General features: G+C 74.2%; 16 protein-coding genes. 8 read left to right on the top strand and 8 right to left on the bottom strand.

The features are described from left to right. Nucleotides 1–97 precede the first annotated feature (97 nt). The 5 genes from ACZ470_RS24715 to ACZ470_RS24735 all read right to left on the bottom strand — a co-directional run bounded on the left by ACZ470_RS24715 (nt 98) and on the right by ACZ470_RS24735 (nt 5,299). The gene (locus ACZ470_RS24715; RefSeq protein ID WP_468430483.1) at nt 98–1,468 is read right to left on the bottom strand and encodes a trypsin-like serine protease; all 1,371 of its coding nucleotides are present in this window, start codon (nt 1,466–1,468) and stop codon (nt 98–100) included. 169 nt (nt 1,469–1,637) lie between these two features. Then, complete coding sequence (locus ACZ470_RS24720) at nt 1,638–3,302, bottom strand: alkaline phosphatase D family protein (protein WP_468430485.1); 1,665 nt, start codon at nt 3,300–3,302, stop codon at nt 1,638–1,640. A 258-nt stretch (nt 3,303–3,560) separates the two neighbouring features. Further along, a complete protein-coding gene (locus ACZ470_RS24725; protein WP_468430487.1) occupies nt 3,561–4,328 on the bottom strand; it encodes a metallophosphoesterase family protein in 768 nt (255 codons plus the stop codon). Next, complete coding sequence (locus tag ACZ470_RS24730) at nt 4,325–4,588, bottom strand: BON domain-containing protein (RefSeq protein WP_468430489.1); 264 nt, start codon at nt 4,586–4,588, stop codon at nt 4,325–4,327. The genes ACZ470_RS24725 and ACZ470_RS24730 overlap by 4 nt, the downstream gene beginning before the upstream one ends. Before the next feature lie 21 nt (nt 4,589–4,609). Beyond that, nucleotides 4,610–5,299, bottom strand: a complete 690-nt coding sequence (locus ACZ470_RS24735; RefSeq protein WP_468430491.1) for a nucleotidyltransferase family protein — start codon at nt 5,297–5,299, stop codon at nt 4,610–4,612. Nucleotides 5,300–5,565: 266 nt separating this feature from the next. Between ACZ470_RS24735 and ACZ470_RS24740 the strand changes: the two genes are divergently transcribed. The 4 genes from ACZ470_RS24740 (at nt 5,566) to ACZ470_RS24755 (ending at nt 12,948) form a co-directional block, all read left to right on the top strand. After that, nucleotides 5,566–6,162, top strand: a complete 597-nt coding sequence (locus ACZ470_RS24740) for a hypothetical protein (RefSeq protein ID WP_468430493.1) — start codon at nt 5,566–5,568, stop codon at nt 6,160–6,162. A 24-nt stretch (nt 6,163–6,186) separates the two neighbouring features. Then, a complete protein-coding gene (locus ACZ470_RS24745) occupies nt 6,187–10,530 on the top strand; it encodes an HAD-IC family P-type ATPase (RefSeq protein ID WP_468430494.1) in 4,344 nt (1,447 codons plus the stop codon). 611 nt (nt 10,531–11,141) lie between these two features. After that, nucleotides 11,142–12,215 carry a zinc-dependent alcohol dehydrogenase family protein gene (locus ACZ470_RS24750; RefSeq protein ID WP_468430496.1) on the top strand — a complete coding sequence of 358 codons (1,074 nt, stop codon included), beginning with the start codon at nt 11,142–11,144 and terminating at the stop codon, nt 12,213–12,215. Nucleotides 12,216–12,351: 136 nt separating this feature from the next. Further along, a complete protein-coding gene (locus tag ACZ470_RS24755) occupies nt 12,352–12,948 on the top strand; it encodes an Rv1733c family protein (RefSeq protein ID WP_468430498.1) in 597 nt (198 codons plus the stop codon). A gap of 11 nt (nt 12,949–12,959) precedes the next feature. Here ACZ470_RS24755 and ACZ470_RS24760 read toward each other — a convergent pair whose 3' ends face one another. Beyond that, the gene (locus tag ACZ470_RS24760) at nt 12,960–13,613 is read right to left on the bottom strand and encodes a class I SAM-dependent methyltransferase (RefSeq protein ID WP_468430499.1); all 654 of its coding nucleotides are present in this window, start codon (nt 13,611–13,613) and stop codon (nt 12,960–12,962) included. Between the two features lie 119 nt (nt 13,614–13,732). Between ACZ470_RS24760 and ACZ470_RS24765 the strand changes: the two genes are divergently transcribed. Then, complete coding sequence (locus tag ACZ470_RS24765) at nt 13,733–14,185, top strand: flavodoxin family protein (protein ID WP_468430501.1); 453 nt, start codon at nt 13,733–13,735, stop codon at nt 14,183–14,185. An 18-nt stretch (nt 14,186–14,203) separates the two neighbouring features. On the opposite strand, the gene ACZ470_RS24770 is transcribed toward ACZ470_RS24765, so the two are convergent. After that, nucleotides 14,204–15,286: a YihY/virulence factor BrkB family protein gene (locus ACZ470_RS24770; protein ID WP_468430503.1), complete on the bottom strand. Its 1,083-nt coding sequence runs from the start codon at nt 15,284–15,286 to the stop codon at nt 14,204–14,206. Nucleotides 15,287–15,417: 131 nt separating this feature from the next. Here ACZ470_RS24770 and ACZ470_RS24775 point away from each other — a divergent pair, with 131 nt between their 5' ends. The 3 genes from ACZ470_RS24775 to ACZ470_RS24785 all read left to right on the top strand — a co-directional run bounded on the left by ACZ470_RS24775 (nt 15,418) and on the right by ACZ470_RS24785 (nt 19,227). Next, nucleotides 15,418–16,050, top strand: coding sequence for a GNAT family N-acetyltransferase (locus ACZ470_RS24775; protein ID WP_468430505.1), 633 nt, complete (start codon nt 15,418–15,420; stop codon nt 16,048–16,050). A 180-nt stretch (nt 16,051–16,230) separates the two neighbouring features. Beyond that, a complete protein-coding gene (locus tag ACZ470_RS24780) occupies nt 16,231–16,905 on the top strand; it encodes a lytic polysaccharide monooxygenase auxiliary activity family 9 protein (protein ID WP_468430507.1) in 675 nt (224 codons plus the stop codon). A gap of 282 nt (nt 16,906–17,187) precedes the next feature. After that, on the top strand, nt 17,188–19,227 hold the full coding sequence (locus ACZ470_RS24785; RefSeq protein WP_468430728.1) for a DUF1996 domain-containing protein: 2,040 nt from the start codon (nt 17,188–17,190) through the stop codon (nt 19,225–19,227). Between the two features lie 181 nt (nt 19,228–19,408). Here the strand turns inward: ACZ470_RS24785 and ACZ470_RS24790 are convergent, their stop codons facing one another. Then, the gene (locus ACZ470_RS24790; protein ID WP_468430509.1) at nt 19,409–20,269 is read right to left on the bottom strand and encodes a DUF4232 domain-containing protein; all 861 of its coding nucleotides are present in this window, start codon (nt 20,267–20,269) and stop codon (nt 19,409–19,411) included. Between the last annotated feature and the right edge of the window lie 93 nt (nt 20,270–20,362).

Genomic DNA, 20,362 nt, shown 5'->3' on the forward strand with positions numbered 1-20,362 from the left:
CGGACCCCCCCCCCACCCCCACAAAAAAAAAAAAAAAAAAAACCCCCCCCCCCCCCCCCCCCCCCCCCCCCCCCCCCCCCCCGTACCGGTCACGGCGTCACAGCCGCTGCCACAGCGCCGGAGTGCCGGCGGGCGTCCACGCGCCCTGGGCCTGGTGGGTCTGGAGGCACTGGTACCGCACACCGTCACGGGTCACCGTGGTGCCGGCCTCGTAGACCCGGCCCGCGGTCCACGCCTCCGCGCCGTCGTCCTGCTGGTCGGGCGCGGTCTGCGCGTTCGCCGTGGTCAGCACGAGCCCGAAGTCGCCGAGGATCGGGTTGACCGGCTGGTAGAACGTCGTACCGCCGCTGGTGCAGTCACCGGAGCCACCGGAGGTGACACCCTGCGCCTGGGAACCCGCGAGGTACGGGCCGCCCGAGTCGCCCGGCTCGGCGCACACCGTCGTGCGGGTCAGCCCGTCGACCCTGCCCTCGGGATAGCTGACGCTGGTGTTGTGCTGCTGGATGGTCCCGCAGTGCCAGCCGGTGGTGGAGCCGGAACGGCACACCGACGCCCCGACGACCGCCTGGACCGAGCCGGTGACCTGTACCTCCTGGCCCGCCTGGGCCTTGACGTCCGGAGTGGGCGTCCACTGGTCGTTGGTGGCGACCCACGCCATGTCCTCGCCGGGGAACGTGGAGGCCTGGAAGGTGCCCTGCGCGGTGCGGTCGTATCCGGTCGTCGTCGCGCCGGCCCGGCCGCAGTGACCGGCGGTGGCGAAGCCGCCCTGCTCGCCCCTGGTGACGGAGAAGCCGACGGAGCAGCGCGCGGAGTCGTTGATGTAGAAGGCGTCGCCGCCGGTGATGTCCTGGAGCAGGCGCGGCCGTTCCGTGGTCATCCGGATGCCGACGTCCTCCCCTTCGAGCCCCGCGGCCTCGACGAAGGCGGTGCCGGCCTCCTGGCTCGTCGCCTGCACCATGACCCGGTTCTCCGGCACGTCGACGTACCAGACGGGCGTGTCGAGGGTCTTGGTCCGCTCGGCGGCCGCGTCCAGCTTCGCCTTGGCCGCCTCCAGGCCGGCCAGCGTCCGCTTCACCACCTTGGCGGTGGCGCCCTGCGCCTCGATGGCCGTCGCGTCGTCGGCGTCGGTGGTGGCGACCGTGAGCTCCTCGGAGGTCGTGCCGTTCACCCAGGCACCGGCGAACCGCTCGCCGAGCGCGATGCGCAGCCGGCCCGCCCGGGTGCCCGCCTCCGCCTCGTTGACCAGCCGTTCGGAGGCCTGGGTCTCGTCCAGTCCCAGATCGCGCTGGAGCGCGGCGAGCAGGTGGGGCGACGGCCGGTCGGCGCCGACGGTCTGGGCGGCGCCGGGCGTCGGCCCCGCCGCGGGCGTGGGGTCGGCCGCCGCGGCAACGGGGAGTCCGGCGAGGACGAGCGCGCCGAGCGCGGTGAGGGCCGAACGGCGCACTGTCCGGGCGTGTCTGAGGACCATGCGGTACGTCTCCTTCGTTCGTGGTGCGAGGCTGCGGAGGAGACTTAGGCCTTGCCCGTGACACCCGGCACGATGTCAGGACACGCCGGATTCACCGCGATGGGGAACCGAACCGACCCAAGTGCAGTACAGGTGCGCACAGGTGCACGCCCGCGGTCACCCGGAAGGGTCACACCGGCGTCAGACCCGGCGCGCCTGCCTCGGTGACGAAGGAGGCGGCCGTGGAAACACCGGCTCCCTCGGTCGTCACGAACGGAACGACCCGGTAGTCGGCCCGGGCGCTCTCCCGGTCCAGCTCGACGCGCAGATAGCCGCGCCGCCCGTCGTAGAACCTCAGATGCGGGTTGGCCCGCAGGTACGTGTCCCAGTTGGCCGGCCGCTCCGCCCCGTTCCGGCCGCTGGCCACGGAGGTGCACGTCAGCTCCGTGCCCAGGGTGGCGGACGCGGGGTCGTCGAAGTCGTCCTTGATGTCGAAGCCGTACGCCACGTGCACGTCACCGGTGAGGACCAGCCAGTTGTCGACGCCTGCCGCCTTCGCGCCCTCGACGAGACGGCCGCGGCTCGCGCGGTAGCCGTCCCAGGCGTCCATCGAGACCTTCGCCTCGGCGTTCAGGTCCAACCTGCGCTGGGAGAAGCAGACCTGTTGGGGCATCACGTTCCACAGAGCGGTCGAGGACCCCCACCCGTCGAGCAGCCAGCGCTCCTGGGCGTCCCCGGTGAGGGTGCGCGCCGGGTCGTCCGACTCGGGCCCGGGAACGTGCGGGGTGTCGCCGTAGGCCTGGTCGGAGCGGTACTGGCGGGTGTCGAGGACGTCGAACTGGGCGAGGGTGCCCCAGTGCAGCCGGCGGAACAGCCGGGCGTCGGGGCCCTCGGGGAGCTGGTCGGCGCGCAGCGGCTGGTTCTCCCAGTAGGCGCGGTAGGCGGCGGCGCGGCGGGGCAGGAACAGCTCCGGGGCGCTGCCGTTCTCGTCGACGGCGCCCGCGTAGTTGTTCTCGGTCTCGTGGTCGTCCCAGGTGACGACGAACGGATGGGCGGCGTGGGCGGCCCGCAGATCGGGGTCGCTCTTGTAGAGCGCGTACCGCATCCGGTAGTCCGCCAGGGTCGTCGTCTCCCGGTTGAACACGTCCGGCAGGACGACGTCCGTGTAGGCGCGGGCGCCGCCCGCGGAGTCGACGGCGTACTCGTACAGGTAGTCGCCGAGGTGGAACACCACGTCGACGTCCTCCCGCGCCAGGTGCCGGTGCGCCGTGTAGTAGCCGTCGTGGTACGCCTGGCAGGCGACCGCCGCCAGCCGCAGGCCGGAGGTGTCGTCGCCGGCCGGGGGAGCGGTACGGGTGCGGCCGGCGGGGCTGATCCAGGTGCCGGTGCGGAACCGGTAGTAGTAGTGGCCGCCCGGCGCCAGGCCCCGCACGTCGACGCGCACACTGTGCCCGTACTCGGGCAGGGCGAGGGCGGTGCCCCGCCCCACGACCACGACGAAGGACTCGTCGAGGGAGACCTCCCAGGAGACCTCGACCCGCTGCTGCCCGAGTCCCCCGTCGGGTTCGAAGGGGGCCGGGGCGAGCCGGGTCCAGATGAGCACCGAGTCGGGCAGCGGGTCCCCGGAGGCGACGCCGAGCGTGAACGGGTCCTCGGTGATGCGGGCCGCGTCGAGCCGGGGCGCGGCGAAGGCGCCGCGCGCGGGCAGGTTGGTGGTGAAGGCGAGGGCGGCCGCCGCGGCGGTGAGGGTCAGGAAGCGACGGCGGGCCGGATGCCGTGCGGCGGCGCGCAGTTCGGCGTCGTGCGGGGTGGAGGCGGGTCCGGACAGCGGTCCGGTACGGCCCGACAGCGCCATCGGGTGTCCTCTCGTACGGGGCAGGCGGATGGACGGCGGCGCAGGCCGGCGGCGACGCGGGCAGGCGAGCGCGGTCCGCGCCCCGGGCCGGTGTGTGGCGACGCCGGCCTCGGGGCGCGGAGCTGCATGCTAAGCAGACAAAATGTCTAAAAAGGGCGCGGCTTGCGGGGTGTTCACACCGGAGGCCGAACGCGGACCGGGTTCCGGACAGGGAGAAGCGCCGCCGGTGCGGACCGGCGGCGCCCGGGGGAGGGGCCGTCAGGCGGTCGTGGTCCCCGAGCCGAAGGCGGCGACCGCGCGGTCGCGGACCGGCAGGTGGTAGACGTGGAAGGCGCGGCCGATCACCGGCTGGGCGACATTGCGCACCTTCACACCGCCCGTGGTCATGCCGTGCTCGCTGCCGGCGTGCGCGTGTCCGTGCACGGCGAGGTCGGCACCCGCCGTGTCGATCGCCTCGGCCAGCAGATAGCTGCCCAGGAACGGATAGATCTCCAGCGGCTCCCCGGCCAGGGTCTCCGGCACGGGGGAGTAGTGCGTGAGTGCGACACGGACGTCGCACTCCTCCCCGTCCAGCCGCTCCAGCGCGGACCGCAGGCCGTCGGCGCACCGGCGGGACAGCCGGACGAACTCCTTCATCACCGGCTCGCCGAACTCCCCGGCGCTCGCCCCGACGAACCCGCCGCCGAACCCCTTGGTGCCGGCCACCCCGACCCGGGTGTCCCCGGCCCGGACCACCGTCGACTCACCCTCCAGGACCTCGGCGCCGGCGTCCCGCAGGACGGCCGTGACCTCGTCCTGCCGGTCGTCGTGGTGGTCGTGGTTGCCGAGCACGGCGACCACCGGGACGCCCAGGTCCCGGATCTCGTCGGCCACCACGCGCGCCTCCTCGACCGTGCCGTGCCGGGTCAGGTCCCCGGCCAGCAGAAGGAGGTCCGCGCACTCGGGCAGGGTGTCGAACGCGGGGCGGAGCGTGCCCCGGGTGTCGGGTCCCATGTGGATGTCGCCGACGGCGGCGATCCGGATCATGACAGCTCCTCGGCGTGATCGGGCGACGAGTTCTCGGTGACCACGAGATCGCAGTACACCTCGAGCCCGGCGAGTTCCTCCCGTACGGCGCCCAGGACGTCGTCGCGGCAGCGGACCGACGGGACGGTCCCGGTGACCAGTACGGTCCCGCCGCGGACCTCGGCCCGCACACCGAGCTCGCCCAGTTCGCCGGAGGCGAGGCGGTCCTGGAGGTGGGCGACGCGGTACTCCGCGCTCCGCGCCGCGTCGTGGGTGTTCATGAGCGTTCCTTCCACGGACGGTCAGATGACGTTCAGGCGTTCCAGGAGGAAGAAGAAGGCGGCCGGCATGGGCTCGTCCCCGCAGTCGCGCCGCACCCGCTCCCAGTCGACCTTCTCGCGCAGGGCCCGGGCGATCGGCAGGACGGCCCCGAAGTCGCAGTGGTGTTCCGAGAAGGCGGCCACCAGCCCGGACAGCAGATCGGTGGGTGCCAGGACCGGCATCCGCACGGACTCCACCGGGAGTTCCTGCGCCCGCTGGAGCATCTCGGTGGAGACCGGCCGGTGCGCCAGTTCGAAGATCAGGTCGACGTCCTGGCCGAAGCACGTCGCCTTGAGCAGCCAGTCCTCGGGCGGCGTGTACACCGGCAGCCCGGCCTCGCCCAGTGTGGCCGCCACCGCTTCGGCGTCCTCCGGACGGACGCAGAAGTCGACGTCGTGCTGGAGGTTCCCGCTGCCGCCGTGGGCGTGGACGGCGACGCTGCCGGCCAGCGCGAACAGGTGCCCGCCCCGTTTCAGCACCGCCCCGACCTGCTTCGCCGCCTCCAGGATGGCCTGGTTGCGGTCGAGGGGCAGTTCCGGGTCGTCCCCCTCGGTCCGCGCCTCGCTCCTCGGGTCGCGCGCCGGGACCTGTCCCGGGGCGTCCGTGGCCAGACGGAGCTCCCGGGTTCCCGGGCGCCGGGCGAGCGTGGCGTCCTCGCCGTTCTCCGTCATGACCACTCCCTTCGCCGACCGGGCCGGCCCGTACGTCCGCCTCCCCGCCGGGGGCGGTCCCGTGTGCCTGCACCTAGTACCCGGCGCGTCCCTTCCGACACGGCCGCGCGGGGAAACGCGCCTGCCCCGAGCCGGGCCCGCCGCGGAGGCCGTCTCGTCACCGCGGGCGTACAAGAAAAGCGCTCGGGCCGGTCACGGCTGAATATGGGGCAAAAGGTAGGGAAGCCGATGAGTGCCCCCTCAGGGACGCGCTCGTGGAGGTCGACATGGAGCAGGACACGTCCCGTCCGCCGGATCTTCCGCAGCCCTTGCGGGCCGTCGCCTCGCGCCTGCGGCATCTGCCGGGCGCCGGGCAGGTGGGCAGGGTGGCGGGCGGCGCCCTCGACGCGATCGGCGCGGTCTCCCCGCGCGGACGCCGCATCGCCGTCTACACCGGAGCCGGTGTGCTCGGTGTGGCCGGTGTCGTCGAGTGGCCGGTCGCGCTGACCGGCGCGGCCGTCGCCTGGCTGACCCAGCCGCGCCCGACGCAGCGGCCCGACGGCGAACCCGGCGCCCCGTCCCCGGACGGCGGCGACGGACACCGCGAGACACCGGCCGGGAACGGCGGGACACCGGCCGGCAACGCCACGCCCACCGACCGGCAGCCCGCGGGTCCCGGCGACCGGCTCGCCCCCTCCCGTCACCGCAATGGCCGGACGGAACCGCACGTGCACGAACAGCCCGCCAAGGTGGGCGACACCGCCACCGCCTCGGCCCTCAAACAGGTCGCCGAGGCCACCGGGCACCACGCCCCGCACACCACCCCCCACCCGGACCGGGACGCCCCACCCGGGCAGCCCCGCGACGCCCGGCACACCGGCTGAGCCACGATCACGGGACCCCCACAGATGCTCACACGCTTCGACGTCGCCCCCCTCGCCGGGGCCGTGGCGGGAGCCGCCGCAGGCGCCGCCCGCGGCACCGCACAGGGCATGACGTCCGTCCACGACACGACGCGCCGCCTGCGCCACGTCGCCGGCAACGCCCTCGGCGGCGGCCGGCACTGGCGGGCCGGACACCGCGTCCACCTGGCCCTGCGCCACCCGGACGGCGCCTCCGCCGCCCCCCTCGCCCGCAAGGTCGCCGCCGAACTCCTCGACCACCCCGACGTGCTCACCGCGTACTGGGACGAGGGACTGTCCCGGCTCGTGGTGACCGCCGTGGCGGACGCCGCCGGCGACCGCGTCACCGACCGCGCCGTCGACATCGCCCGGACCCTCGGACTGACCGAGGACGCCGGCCCCGAGGAGCCCGACGACGGGGACGGGACCGCCCACCCCGGCGACCCCCGCGAGGTGCGGATCGCCGCCGCGGCGCTGCTGCTGGACGCCGCCGGCGCGGCCGGCGCCCTGGCGGGCCGTTCACTGCGCCTGCCGGCCGCCCCCAAGGCGGTCACCGCCGCCGTCACCCTGCTGCGCGAGAACCCCCGCTTCCGCGCCCTGCTGCGGCAGCGGTTCGGCCGCAGCGGCATGGAACTCCTCCTCGCCGCCGCCAACGCCGCCGCGCACGGCGCCGGACAGTCCCCGGTGTCCCTGGTGCTCGACGGACTGCTGCGCACCGGCCAGCTGACCGAGGCGACCGCCCGGGCCGCCGCCTTCGAGGCGCTGCACGACGACGTCTGCCACGAACGGCGCGCCAGCATCCCCTGCCCCGCCGACACCCGACCGCCGCTGCGGGTGACGCCCGCCCAGGCGTACGCCGCCCACGCCGGTACCGGCAGCGTCGCCGGCGCCGCCGCCACCCTCCTCGTCACGCACGACTCCACGGAGGCGGCCGAGGCCGTCCTCGCCGGATCCCCCAAGGCGGCCCGCTACGGCCCCGCCGCCTTCGACGCGGTCCTCGGCACCCATCTCGCCCGCACCGGCGTCCTGGTCCGCAGCGCCGAACGGCTGCGGCAACTGGAGATCGCCGACTCCCTCGTCCTGCACGCCGACGCCCTGCGCAGTCCCGCCCCGCACACCGACGACGGGCCCGCGCTGTTCCACGACCCCATCGACCCCTGCGCCGAGGCCGTCCTCGACGCGGCCCGCCGGGCGGGGCTCCACGTCGTGATCACCGGCGGCTCCGACCTCAAGGACATCACCCGCCTCGCCGACGAGGTCGCCCCCGCGGACCTGCCGTTCGGCGACGTCGTACGGGCGCTCCAGATCGACGGGCACATCGTGGTCGGCGTCGCCCGCGTCCCCGCGCACGGGGACGGCGACGTGGCCGCCGGACTGCCCGCCGGGGACGTGGCCATCGCCCTCACGGACGCGCGTTCGGCGATCGCCTGGGGCGTCGACGCGCTCGCCCCGGGCGGACTGGACGACGTCTGGCGCCTGCTGACGGCCATCCCTGCGGCCCGCCGGGTCGGCCGCCGCTCCCAGACCCTGGCCCGCGCGGGCGCCGCCCTGTCCGGCCTCATGGTGGCCCGCGGGGGCACACCCGGCGGCCGCATGTGGCGGCGGCTCACCCGGCACGCCCCGGTGAACATCGCCGCGGCGGGCGCCCTGCTCACCGGCTGGACCGAGGCCGTACGCGTGGCCCGCGCTGCGCCGCCCGAACCCCGGCTGCACGTGCCCTGGCACGCCCTGGAACCGCACGAGGCGCGCCGCCTGCTGCGGGACGCCCGCACCGACGACGAACCCCAGGGACTCGCCCTCCTCGCCGGCCAGGTCCGGCAGCGGGCGGCACGGCTCACCCGTACGGCCCCGGCCGCCCCCGTCCGCTGGTCCTGGCAGGCCGTCGGTGCCGTCCGCCGCGAACTCGACGACCCCCTCACCCCCGTCCTGGCCACCGGAGCGGTCGCCTCCGCGCTGCTCGGCTCGGTCGTCGACGCGCTGCTCGTCGTCGGCGCCATGGACCTCAACGCGGTGGCCGGCGGTCTCCAGCGGCTGCGCGCCGAACGGGCCCTCGCCCGGCTCGCCGCCCGCCAGCAGCCCAAGGCACGCCGGCAGGTCGGCCCCCGGCGCACGGTCACCGTCGACGCCGCCCGGCTGCGGCCGGGGGACCGGATCGGCCTCGGCGCCGGCGACGTCGTACCGGCGGACGCGCGGCTGCTGGAGGTGGACGGGCTGGAGGTCGACGAGTCCGCGCTCACCGGCGAGTCCCTGCCCGTGACCAAGGACGTGGACCCGACCCCGGGCGCGCCGGTCGCCCGGCGGACCTGCATGGTCTTCGAGGGCACCACCGTCGTGGCCGGCCGCGCCGAAGCGCTCGTGGTGGACACCGGCGACCGCACCGAGGCCGGCCGTGCCGTCGCCCTGGCCGCCCGCACCCCGCCGCCCGCCGGTGTCCAGGCACGCCTCCAGGAACTGACCCGCAAGGCCCTCCCGGTGACCCTCACCGGCGGCGCGCTGGTGACCGGGCTGTCCCTGCTGCGCGGCAGCCCGCTGCGGCGTGCCGTCAGCGGCGGTGTCGCGGTGGCCGTCGCCGCCGTACCGGAGGGGCTGCCGCTCGTCGCGACCGTCGCCCAGATGGCCGCCGCCCGCCGGCTCTCCCGGCGAGGTGTGCTGGTGCGCACCCCACGCACCCTGGAGGCGCTCGGCCGGGTCGACACCGTCTGCTTCGACAAGACCGGCACCCTCACCGAGAACCGGCTCCGCCTGGTCCGGGTGGCCACCGCCGACGGCACCGTCCTCGCCCCGGACGCCGAGGACGCCGTACCGGTCGTCCGGCTCGCCGCGCGGGCCTGCCCGCAGGAGGAGACCGGTGACGGGCGCCGGGTCGCGCACGCCACCGACGAGGCCGTCCTCGACGTCGCCCCGCCCGACGACGGCTGGACCGCCGAGGGCGAACTGGCCTTCGAGGCCAGCCGCGGCTACGCGGCGGCCGTCGGCCGGGACGGCGACGCCGCACTCCTCGTCGTCAAGGGCGCCCCCGAGACGGTGCTCCCCGCCTGCCGCGACCTCCCCGACGAGGCGGCCGGCACCGCCCACACCCTCGCCGGGCAGGGGCTGCGCGTCCTCGCCGTCGCCCGGCGCCCGCGCCTGCGGGCCGACATCGGCGCCGAACTCGACGCGGACCTCGCGGACCTCGCGGACCTGGAGTTCGCCGGGCTGATCGCCCTGGCGGACGTCCCCCGCGACACCTCGCAGGAACTGCTCACGGAACTGCGCCGGACCGGCATCCTGCCCGTCATGCTCACCGGTGACCATCCGGAGACCGCCCGCGCCATCGCCCTGCAACTCGGCTGGCCCGAGGAGACGGAGGTGGTCACCGGGGACGACCTGCTCGCCATGGGCCGCTCGGACCGGGTGCGCGCGCTGCACGGCGCCGGAGTCGTCGCCCGCGTCGCACCCGAGCAGAAGCTCCACGTCGTCGAGGCCCTGCAACGGGCCGGCCGGGTGGTGGCGATGGCCGGTGACGGCGCCAACGACGCCGCCGCCATCCGCGCCGCCGACGTGGGCGTCGGCATCGAGGCCCGCGGCTCCGCCGCCGCCCGCAACGCCGCCGACCTGGTGCTCACCACCGGCGACCTGTCCGTCCTGGTGGACGCCGTCGCGGAGGGCCGCGCGCTGTGGCGCAGCGTCGCCGACGCGGTGAGCATCCTCATCGGCGGCAACGCGGGCGAGGTCGGCTTCAGCGTGCTGGGCACCCTGCTCGCCGGGTCCTCACCGCTGTCGACCCGGCAACTGCTCCTGGTCAACCTGCTCACCGACATGTTCCCGGCCATGGCGGTGGCGGTGACACCGAGCGACGACCCGTCGACGGCCGTGCACGCCGCGACCGGCCCGATGGGCCTCGACGTCCTCGGCGCGCCCCTGCTGCGCTCCATCCGGCGCCGCGGCGTGACCACCTGCCTCGGCGCGGTCACGGCCTATCTGATCGGCCGCCTCACGCCCGGCACCGAACGCCGGTCCACCACCATGGCGCTGTGCGGAGTGGTCGGCGCCCAACTGGTGCAGACCCTCTCCGGGCGCCGCCACAGCCCCCTGGTGTGGGTGACGGCCCTGGGCTCCGCGGCCGTGCTCGCCGCCCTGGTCCAGACCCCGGGCGTCAGCCACTTCTTCGGCTGCACCCCGCTCGGTCCCGTCGCCTGGGCGGGCGTCGCCCTGGCCATCACCCTGTCGGCCCTCGCCCCCCGGCTGGAACGCCTCGAACCGGTACGGCACCTCTACGACACCGCCACCCGCCTCGCCCTCCACCTCGCCGCCCTCACCCACCGGACCCGGCATCTCCTGCACACCGGCATCGCCCGCCCGGTGGCCTGACGGCCGGTCGCTGCCAGGCGGATTCACCTCGGCGCCCCCGGACTGGAAGGGGCGCCCACCCGGGTTCGGCCGCCGCGGGCGCGCTCGGCGCCGGGGCCCGCCTCAGCCGGCCCGCCATCTCCTGCACACCGCGTGGCCCGCCCGGTGGCCTGACGGCCGGTCGCTGTCCGGCGGTTTCGCCTCGGCGCCCTCGGACTGGAAGGGCGCCCAGCCGGGTTCGGCCGCCGCGGGCGCGCTCGGCGCCGGGGTCCGCCTCAGCCGGCCCGCCATCTCCTGCACACCGGCGTGGCCCGCCCGGTGGCCTGACGGCCGGTCGCTGTCCGGCGGTTTCACCTCGGCGCCCTCGGACTGGGAGGGGCGCCCACCTGGGTTCGGCCGCCGTGGGCGCGCTCGGCGCCGGGGCCCGCCTCAGCCGGCCCGCCATCTCCTGCACACCGGCGTGGCCCGCCCGGTGGCCTGACGGCGGTCGCTGCCCGGCGGTTTCGCCTCCGCGCGCCCAGACTGGAAGGGCAGGGCGGGCCCCGGCACCCACCCGGGCTCCGCCGCCGCAGGCGGGCTCGGGCGCGCCCGGCACCGAGGCCCGCCGCCGAGTGAGAAGGGTGAGGATCGGCATGAAGGGTTACGTCTTCCACGGCCCCGGGCAGTCCGCCTGGGAGGAGGTTCCCGACCCGGCCGTCAAGGAACCCGGCGACGCCATCGTGCGCGTCGACGCCGTCACCATCTGCGGGACGGACCTGCACATCCTGAAGGGCGACGTGCCCGAGGTCCGGCCGGGGACGGTGCTCGGCCACGAGGCCGTCGGCGAGATCGTCGAGACCGGCGGCGACGTCCGCACCGTGCGCCCGGGGGACCGGGTCCTGGTGTCCTGCATCTCCGCCTGCGGCCGCTGCCGCTACTGCCGCGAGGGCATGTACGGGCAGTGCCGGGGCGGCGGGGGCTGGATCCTCGGACACCTCGTCGACGGCACCCAGGCCGAGTACGTCCGCGTCCCGTACGCCGACCTCTCGGTGTACCCGCTGCCCGGCGCGGTCGACGACGAGGACGCCGTGCTGCTCGCCGACATCTTCCCCACCGCCTACGAGGTGGGCGTCCTCAACGGGCGGGTGCGCCCCGGTGACACGGTCGTCGTGGTCGGCGCCGGGCCCGTCGGGCTCGCCGCGATCGCCACCGCCCGGCTGTTCGCGCCCGAGCGCATCGTCGCCGTCGACCTGGCGGCCTCCCGGCTCCAGGCCGCGAAGGAGTTCGGCGCCGAGGCCGTGGCCGACGCGAGCGAGGGCCCCGAGCAACTGATCGACGATCTCACGGGCGGGCTCGGCGCGGACGTGGTCATGGAGGCGGTCGGGGTCCCGGAGACCTTCGAGCTGTGCGCCCGCATGGTCCGGCCCGGCGGCCACCTGGCCAACATCGGAGTGCACGGCGGCCCCGCCACGCTGCACCTCGAGGACCTGTGGATCAAGAACGTCACCATCACCACCGGACTCGTCGACACCCACTCCACGCCCACCCTGCTGCGGATGGCGGCCGCCGGCCGGCTGCCCACCCGCCGGATGGTCAGCCACACCTTCCCGCTCGACCACATGCAGGAGGCGTACGACGTCTTCGGCAACGCTGCGGAGACCGGGGCGCTCAAGGTCGTCCTCGGCGTTCCGCAGCACGAGGTGGTCCCCGTCCACCCGACGGTCTGACGGGTCCGCCGCCGGCCCGGCGCCACCGGGCCGGCGTCCCGTCGGAACGGGCCGTCCGGCCCATGCGGGACCGGGGCGTCAGGGTCCACCCTGGAGGGGGGACGCGTTCGGTACCCCCGCGAGGAGGTGACCTCCCATGGCGAGGACGCATGGTGCGAGGACTCGCGGGACGCGGCTGTGGCGGTGGCGGAGGAACCCGCTGCGCCGCCGCTGCGATCTGGTCGAGGGCTGGCTGCTGCTCGGGACGCTCGTGCTCGCCCTGCTGCTCGGGCTGGCGTCCGGTCTGGCGGCGGCCGGGGCCGTGGAGGGGTCGCTCGCCGAGCGCCGCGAGCGGACCAGCGCCGTCCCGGCCGTACTGGCCGAGGACGCCGCCGAACTGTCCGCGCCGGTGACGGAGAACGGGGAAGGCGGCGTGTGGGCCAAGGTGCGGTGGACCGACGCGGACGGCACCGACCGCACGGGCCGGGCCGAGGTCGACGCCGGCAGCCCGGAGGGCACCGAGGTCACCGTGTGGACGGATCCCGAGGGCCGGCTGGTCGCGGCACCGCCCGAGGGCGCGGAGGCACGGTTCCAGACCGTCATGGCCGGTCTCACGGTGGCCGTCGCCGCCGGGGGCGTGGTCCTGCTCGGCGGGTGGCTCGTCCGGGCCCGGCTGCATCTGCGCCGCCTCGCCGAGTGGGAGGCGGAGTGGACCCGGGTGGAACCGTCCTGGCGGAAGCGGATGACGGGCTGACCGCGCGGGGCTCAGTCCTCGGGGTCCGTCTCCGCGCGGCGGCAGTGCAGGAAGAGCTGGGGCTCCGGGCGGGCGTCGGGGTGGGTCGGGGTGAACATCACGCTCTCCTGCGACTCCACCGTCAGCCCGGCCTCACGCACGACGGCGACGACGCCGTCGGCCGTGAAGCTGGTGACGCGCACCGGCTGACCCATGAACACCCCGTCGAACCCCTCGACGTCCAGCGGCACGGTGGCCAGTACGAGCAGGCCGCCCGGCCGCAGCGCCCGCGTCAGCCGGCGCAGGAGCTCCGACTGCTCCGCCCGGGACATCTGGAGCAGCGCGAAGTACACGCACACCGCGTCGAACGACCCGTCCTCCAGCGTCATGCGGCGAACGTCGGCACACCGGAACTCGGCGCCGGGCACCTGCCGGGAGGCGATCTCCACCATCACCGGGGAGACGTCCACGCCCAGCACGCGGTGGCCGGCCCCGGTGAGCGCGGCGGCCGTGGGACGGCCCGTCCCGCTGCCCACGTCCAGCACCGAGCTGCCGGGCGCCAGCCGTCCGAGCAGCCACTCCAGGGACGCCCGGTGGGCCGGTGAGGAGGCGAACGCCTGCTCGTACTCGGCGCCCAGCGCGTCGAACACCGCCGCCGCCGGTGACCCGTGATCCTCGTCGACCAAGACGCACCCCGTCTCCGCGTACCGATGCGGGGCATCGTGCCACCCCCGTCCCGCCGTTACAACGGGACACCACCGGTGTCGGCTTGCGGGCGCGCGGACCGGCACGGCAGGGTCGGGGGGTGCCGACTCTGCTGATCGTCCATCACACGCCCTCGCCGAACTGCCAGGCGATGTTCGAGGCCGTCCTCTCCGGTGCCACCGACCCGGAGATCGAGGGCGTGAAGGTGGTGCGGCGGGCGGCGCTGTCCGCGACGGCCGCCGACGTCCTGGACGCCGACGGCTACCTCCTCGGCACCCCGGCGAACCTCGGCTACATGTCGGGGGCGCTCAAGCACTTCTTCGACCAGGTCTACTACCCGTGTCTGGACACCACCCGGGGGCGGCCCTTCGGCTACTACGTGCACGGCGGGAACGACGTGACGGGCGCCGTGCGGGGCATCGAGGCGATCACGACGGGGCTGGGCTGGCGCCGCGCCGCGGACGCGGTGACCGTGACCGGCGAGCCCGACAAGGCCGCCGTCGAGCGGTGCTGGGAGCTCGGCGCCACGGTCGCCGCGGGTCTGATGGACTGAGAGCGGCGGGCGCCGCCGTCAGGTCCCGTCGTCCATGCGCCGCCGGTCCTGTTCGTCCCAGGCGCGGGTGTCGCGCGGCTGTGTGTACGGCTCCGCCTCCGGCGGATGGCCCCCGGCGATGGCCCGCTGCCGGGCGATCTCCGCGTCGAACTCCAGCCCCAGCAGAATGGCCAGGTTGGTGATCCACAGCCAGATCAGGAAGATGATGACGCCGGCCATCGTGCCGTAGGTCTTGTTGTACGAGCCGAAGTTGGCGACGTAGAAGGCGAACCCGGCGGACGCCACGAGCCAGATCACCAGCGCCAGGAAGCTGCCCGGCGTGACCCACCGGAACCCCCTGACCTTGGCGTTCGGCGCCGCCCAGTACAGCAGCGCGATCATGATGACGACCAGCAGGACCAGTACCGGCCACTTGGCGATCGACCACACGGTCAGCGCGGTGTCGCCCAGTCCGAGCATGTCGCCCACGCGGCGGGCCAGCCCGCCGCTGAAGACCACGATCAGCGCACTGATCAGGGCCATCACCATGAGGGCGACCGTGACCCCGAACCGCACCGGCAGCACCTTCCAGACCGGGCGCCCCTCGGGAACGTCGTAGACCGCGTTCGCCGAGCGGATGAACGCCGCCACATAGCCCGACGCGGACCAGATCGCCAGCACCAGACCGACGACCGCCATGATCGAGCCGACCCCCGCGTTGCCCTGGAGCTGCCCCACCGCCTGGGTGAGGATGTCCCGCACCGCTCCGGGGGCGAGGTCCTGCACCTCCTCCAGCACCCTGTCCGTGGTGGACCTGCCGGTGAGGCCCAGCAGCGACACCAGGGCCAGCAGCGCCGGGAACAGCGACAGCACACCGTAGTACGTCAGGGCGGCGGCCCGGTCGGTGAGTTCGTCGTCCTTGAACTCGCGCAGACTCCCCTTGAACGCGGCACCCCAGGCGCCCTTGGGCAGCTTGGCCGGTGTGTCCGGCGACGCCTGTTCCACCTCGTCGCGGGGCCCCGGCTCGTCGGCCGCCGCGTCGGTCCCGTAACCCGGACGGGGCTCGTCCGGCGCGCCGTCGTGGGTCCGCTGGTCGTTTCGCCCCGGAATATGCAGCTTCATGGGGTGACGGGTAACCAGGTCCCGGCCGCCTACGCCCGCGCCCGGACATCTGCCCGAGCTCGCGCCGGGCGTCGGTCCTGGCTGGAAAAAGACGTTGTGGGAGCGCTCCCAAGAGATGCAGGATGCCTGACATGACCGAGTCCCCCAGGATCCGCCCGTACCACCGCCAGGACCGGCCGGCCCTCGACGACATCTGCGTCCGCACCGCGCACAACGGCCAGGACAGCCGCCCCCATTACACCGACCCGAGTGTCTTCCCCGACACCTTCGCGGCCCCCTACGTCCATTTGGAGCCGGAGCTGGCCTTCGTGCTGGACGACGGCCGGGGCCGGGCGGTCGGCTACATCGTCGGCACCGCCGACACGGTCCGGTTCGCCAAGACCTTCCGGGCCGCGTGGCTGCCCCTGGTCGGCGACCGCCACCCCGAGCCGGAAGGGCCGCCGGCCACCCCCGACGAGACGATCGCCTGGCTGCTGCACCACCCCGAGCGGATGATCGTCCCGGAACTGGCCCCCTGGCCCGCCCATCTGCACATCGACCTGCTGCCGGAGTGGCAGGGTCGCGGATACGGCCGACGGCTCATGCGCACCTTCCTCGAGGCGCTGCGGGACCGGGGAGTGCCGTCCGTCCATCTCGTCATGGCGACGGCCAACAAGCCCGCCCGGGCCTTCTACGACCGCATGGGCTTCGAGGAGATCGAGGCGCCGATGGACGACTCGGTGGTCTGCCTCGGCCGTACGACGCATGACCTCGACGGGCTCTGAGGGGTCGCTGCCCGGCCGCGTCGAACGCGTCGAACGCGCCACGGCCGGTGCGGAAGTGGCGGAAATGCACGTTGCCGCTTCGCGCCGGCGGGCGCAGCCTGTGCATTGGGAGCGCTCCCATGGTGACCGTGGGGGCGCATGCCCGCGACCCCACAACCCCCACAGTGGAAAGCAGGAACCATGAATTGGCATGGGCATGACCTATCACCGTTCCGGTCCCGTCTGTCGCTCGCCCTGACCGTGGTCGTAGCCGCGCTGCTCTCTCTGATCCCCTGGAGTGGTACCGCCGTCGCCCACGGTTCGGTGGTCGACCCCGCGTCCCGCAACTACGGCTGCTGGCAGCGCTGGGGCAGCGACTTCCAGAACCCGGCGATGGCCCAGCAGGACCCGATGTGCTGGCAGGCGTGGCAGGACGACCCCAACGCCATGTGGAACTGGAACGGCCTCTACCGCAACGGCTCCGGCGGCAACTTCCAGGCCGTCATCCCCGACGGCCGGCTGTGCAGCGGCGGGCACACCGAGAGCGGCCGCTACAACTCCCTGGACACGGCGGGCGCCTGGAAGACCACGAACGTGAACGACGACTTCACCGTCAAGCTGCACGACCAGGCCAGCCACGGCGCGGACTACATCCTGGTCTACGTCACCCGGCAGGGGTTCAACCCGGCCACCGAGTCACTGGGCTGGGACGACCTCCAGCTGGTGACCCGCACCGGGAGGTACGCGCCCGGCCAGAACTACTCGATCCCGGTGAGCACTTCCGGCCTCAGCGGCCACCACGTCGTCTACACGATCTGGCAGGCCTCGCACATGGACCAGACGTACTTCCTGTGCAGTGACGTGAACTTCTCCTGAGCCCAGGGCACTTCGCCGCTCCCGTTCCCGAGTCCCCGCCGCACCGGCCAGGTCCGGCGGGGACTCGGCATGTGCGGGGGTGCGAATTCTCGGGGATTCGCGAAGAAGCCGTGAGTCCGTTGAACACTCTGGGGCCCGCCTGCGTATGGGGCGTGGGAATCCTCTGCCCACCCCCCGCGACAGAAGCGTAGGAGTACTGCCTTGGCACGCAACACACGCAGACGCCCCAAACAGCGCGCGACTCTCGCCGCGTTCGCCCTGATCCTGGGCGGAGGCGGGATGATGGCGGCCAACGTCTACGCTTCCGCGACGGAGGACGGCGGGACGGGCGACGGCCAGGCGCAGGTCCTCTCGGCCGCCACGATCGACTGCCCGGACGTCGCCACCCGGTTGACGTCGGTGCCCGAGGAGGCGCGGGCGGAGGTGGACAAGGAACTCGCCGCTCTCGACGCCCAGATCGCCGACGCCTACAAGCGGCTGGGCGAGTCGGCCGACGCCCTCCGGCAGGACCCGGCCTTCGCGGAGAACGCGATCGCCGGGCCGCTGGAGGAGAAGCGTTCCGCGACCCTCGCCCGCATCGCCACCGCCATCGACCGGGTGGGCGACCGTCCCGAGGGCCTCGAGGAACTCGCGGCCTGTGCCGTGCGCGAGTCCGGCAACGCCGGGCAGGAGGCCGGTCAGGAAGGCGCCGGCGACGAGGGCGAGCAGGCGGGCGACGGCGAGCAACAGCAGGGCCAGGACGAGGAAGGCCAGGACCAGGCGGACCAGGACCAACAGGGCCAGGACCAGGGCGGAAACGGCGGTCAGGCCGGCAACGGGCCCGTCGCCGGCGACTACGTCGACATCGAGAGCGTCCAGCCCAATGTCTCCGAGCCGGAGCAGACGCCGAACGCCTCCCGCGGCACCTTCACCAGCGAGTGCGGCGTCAACGAGAACGGCCTGTTCAACTCGGACAACGTGATCGCCGCCCCGGGTGTGAGCAACGGCGCCCACCACTTCCACGACTACATCGGCAACCAGGCCACCAACGCCTTCTCCAGTGACGAGGAACTGGCAGGAGCGGACACCAGTTGTGCGGACCAGCGCGACAAGTCGTCGTACTACTGGCCCGTGCTGCGGCTCCAGAACGGCACCCAGGAGCAGGACGCCAACTCCCCGGGCGGCGGTATCGAGGGCAACGCCGGCGAGATCGTCACGCCCAAGGAGGTCACGCTGACCTTCGAGGGCAACCCGCGGGGCGAGGTCACCGCCATGCCCTGGCTGCTGCGCATCATCACCGGCGACGCCAAGTCGTTCCTCAACGGCCCCGCCAACGCCAACGCCTCCTGGAGCTGCACCGGCTTCGAGGACCGGCAGCTGACGGACAAGTACCCGCTGTGCCCGCAGGGCAGTGACGTGGTGCGCACGTTCGACTTCCAGAGCTGCTGGGACGGCCGCAACATCGACAGCGCCAACCACCGTACGCACATGGCGTTCGCCGACGAGGCCGGCAACTGCCCCTCCGGCTTCAAGCCGGTGCCGCAGCTGGTGCAGCGCATCGTCTACGACGTGGACGCGCCGAGCCTCGAGGACGGCGGGAAGACCACGCCCCTGTTCGCGGTGGACTCCTTCCCGGAGCAGCTGCACAAGCCGATCACGGACCACGGCGACTTCATCAACGTCTTCGACGAGGACCTGATGAACGAGATGGTCGACTGCATCAACGAGGGCCGCACCTGCGGTGCCGGCGCCGGTGGTGGCGACGACGGCGGCGACGGCAACGGTGACGGCGGCGGCGAGCCGGGCGAGGAGCCCCAGCAGCCGGAGCAGCCGGAGGAGCCGGAGCAGCCCACGGCCACCCCCGACGACCCGGGCCAGGGCGGCGACGGTGACGACGGCGGCAACCAGGACGACGGCGGTGACAAGCCCGGCGACGGCGGCAACCAGGACGACGGCGGTGACAAGCCCGGCGACGGCGGCGACCAGGGTGACGGCGGACAGGAGCAGCCGTCGGAGCCCCCGGCCACCGAGGAGCCCGCGGACGGCGACGCCACCGACCGGCCCGAGCAGCCCGACGTCAAGGCATCGATCCCGGCCGAGGACGGCGCGGGCACTGGAGACCAGGGCGGCGACACGGGCGCCAAGGACGATGCCGGCCAGGCGGCGCAGGCCGCCGACACGCCCGGCAGTCTCCCGGAGCTCGGGGCCGAGGACCGGACCGAGCCGCAGGCCGGGACCGGCAGCCTGGCCGAGACCGGGGCCCAGCTCTGGCCCGCCGCGATCGGCGGAGTGCTGGTGATCTTCGGATTCTTCGTCCTGCGGAGCGTGCGGCGCGGGGCCTGATCCCGCGCTGCCCACGCACCCCGCCGGCGCCGGCATCCCACCACGGGACCGGCGCCGGCGTACGGCCGCCCCCAGGGCCCCGCGCGTGGTGGGCGGCGTTCATGGCATCGACGCCAGGGAGCCCGGCGGTCCGCCGAGGGGTCCATACCCGTCCCGTTCTCGCGGGCCAATGCGGGCGGTGCTACTGCTCCTTCTTCTTCCAGGGGCCGACGCCCAGCTTTCCCGTCGTCCCGAGGTCGAGTTCGGGGACGACCATCACCGGGTGCGCGCCGGTCTTCGCCCGCACCCGTACATAGGGGACGTCGACCGGCGTACCGCCCTCGACGGTGTTGCGCCACACCAGTCCGGCCCGGGCGCCCTCGCCGGGCTTCAGCACGAGCGGCAGGGCCGGGCCGTCCGCGCCCGTGCCGGCGGCGATCGAGCCGCCGTCGTGCAGGATCCGGATGCCGTCCACCGGTTCGTGGTCCTCGTCGAGGAGTTGGACGTCGGGGTAGCCGTGCAGGGGGTAGGGCCGGGTGCCGCAGTTCTCCAGGTGCACGGAGACCACCCGCAGGCCCATCGCGGCGTCGCCGTCGTCCGCGTGGACGCGAAGGCCCGAGTCCGGGCACGGGCCCCGGTCGGACGGCGCCTCGTCGGCGGGGACGGCGCGCACCTTGGCGATCCGCACCCCGCCCACCTCCCGCGGGCCCGCCATCGACTCGCTCAGCGAGATCCTGCCCCGGACCGTACGGCCCGGACTGACGTCCTCGACCGTCTGCTCGGTGTGGTCCAGCACGGTCCCCGCGTCGGAGAGGAGGTCCAGCGTGACCGTGTAGGTGAAGGGCTCGGACCCCCTGTGGGTGACCTCGAACAGGACGCAGCCGCGGATTCCGTCGAACGCGGTGACCCGGACCCCGTCCCGCTCCGGCAGGGCGGTGTCGGTGTCGGAGGACGGCCCCGCACAGGCGGCGTTGGACGACGGCGGCTCGGCACGGGTGTCGCACGCGGTCGTCAACAGGGCGCCGACGAGGACGACGGGAAGGGGGAGGAGGCTGCTGCGCATACGGAGAGTCGATCATTACCGTTCGCTGACGGCTATGACGGAAGCCATGCTTCCGGCCATCGGTGTGTGACACTTGGCGCGGAGGCCGCGGGG

This window comes from Streptomyces sp. NPDC031111 (genome assembly GCF_055570675.1).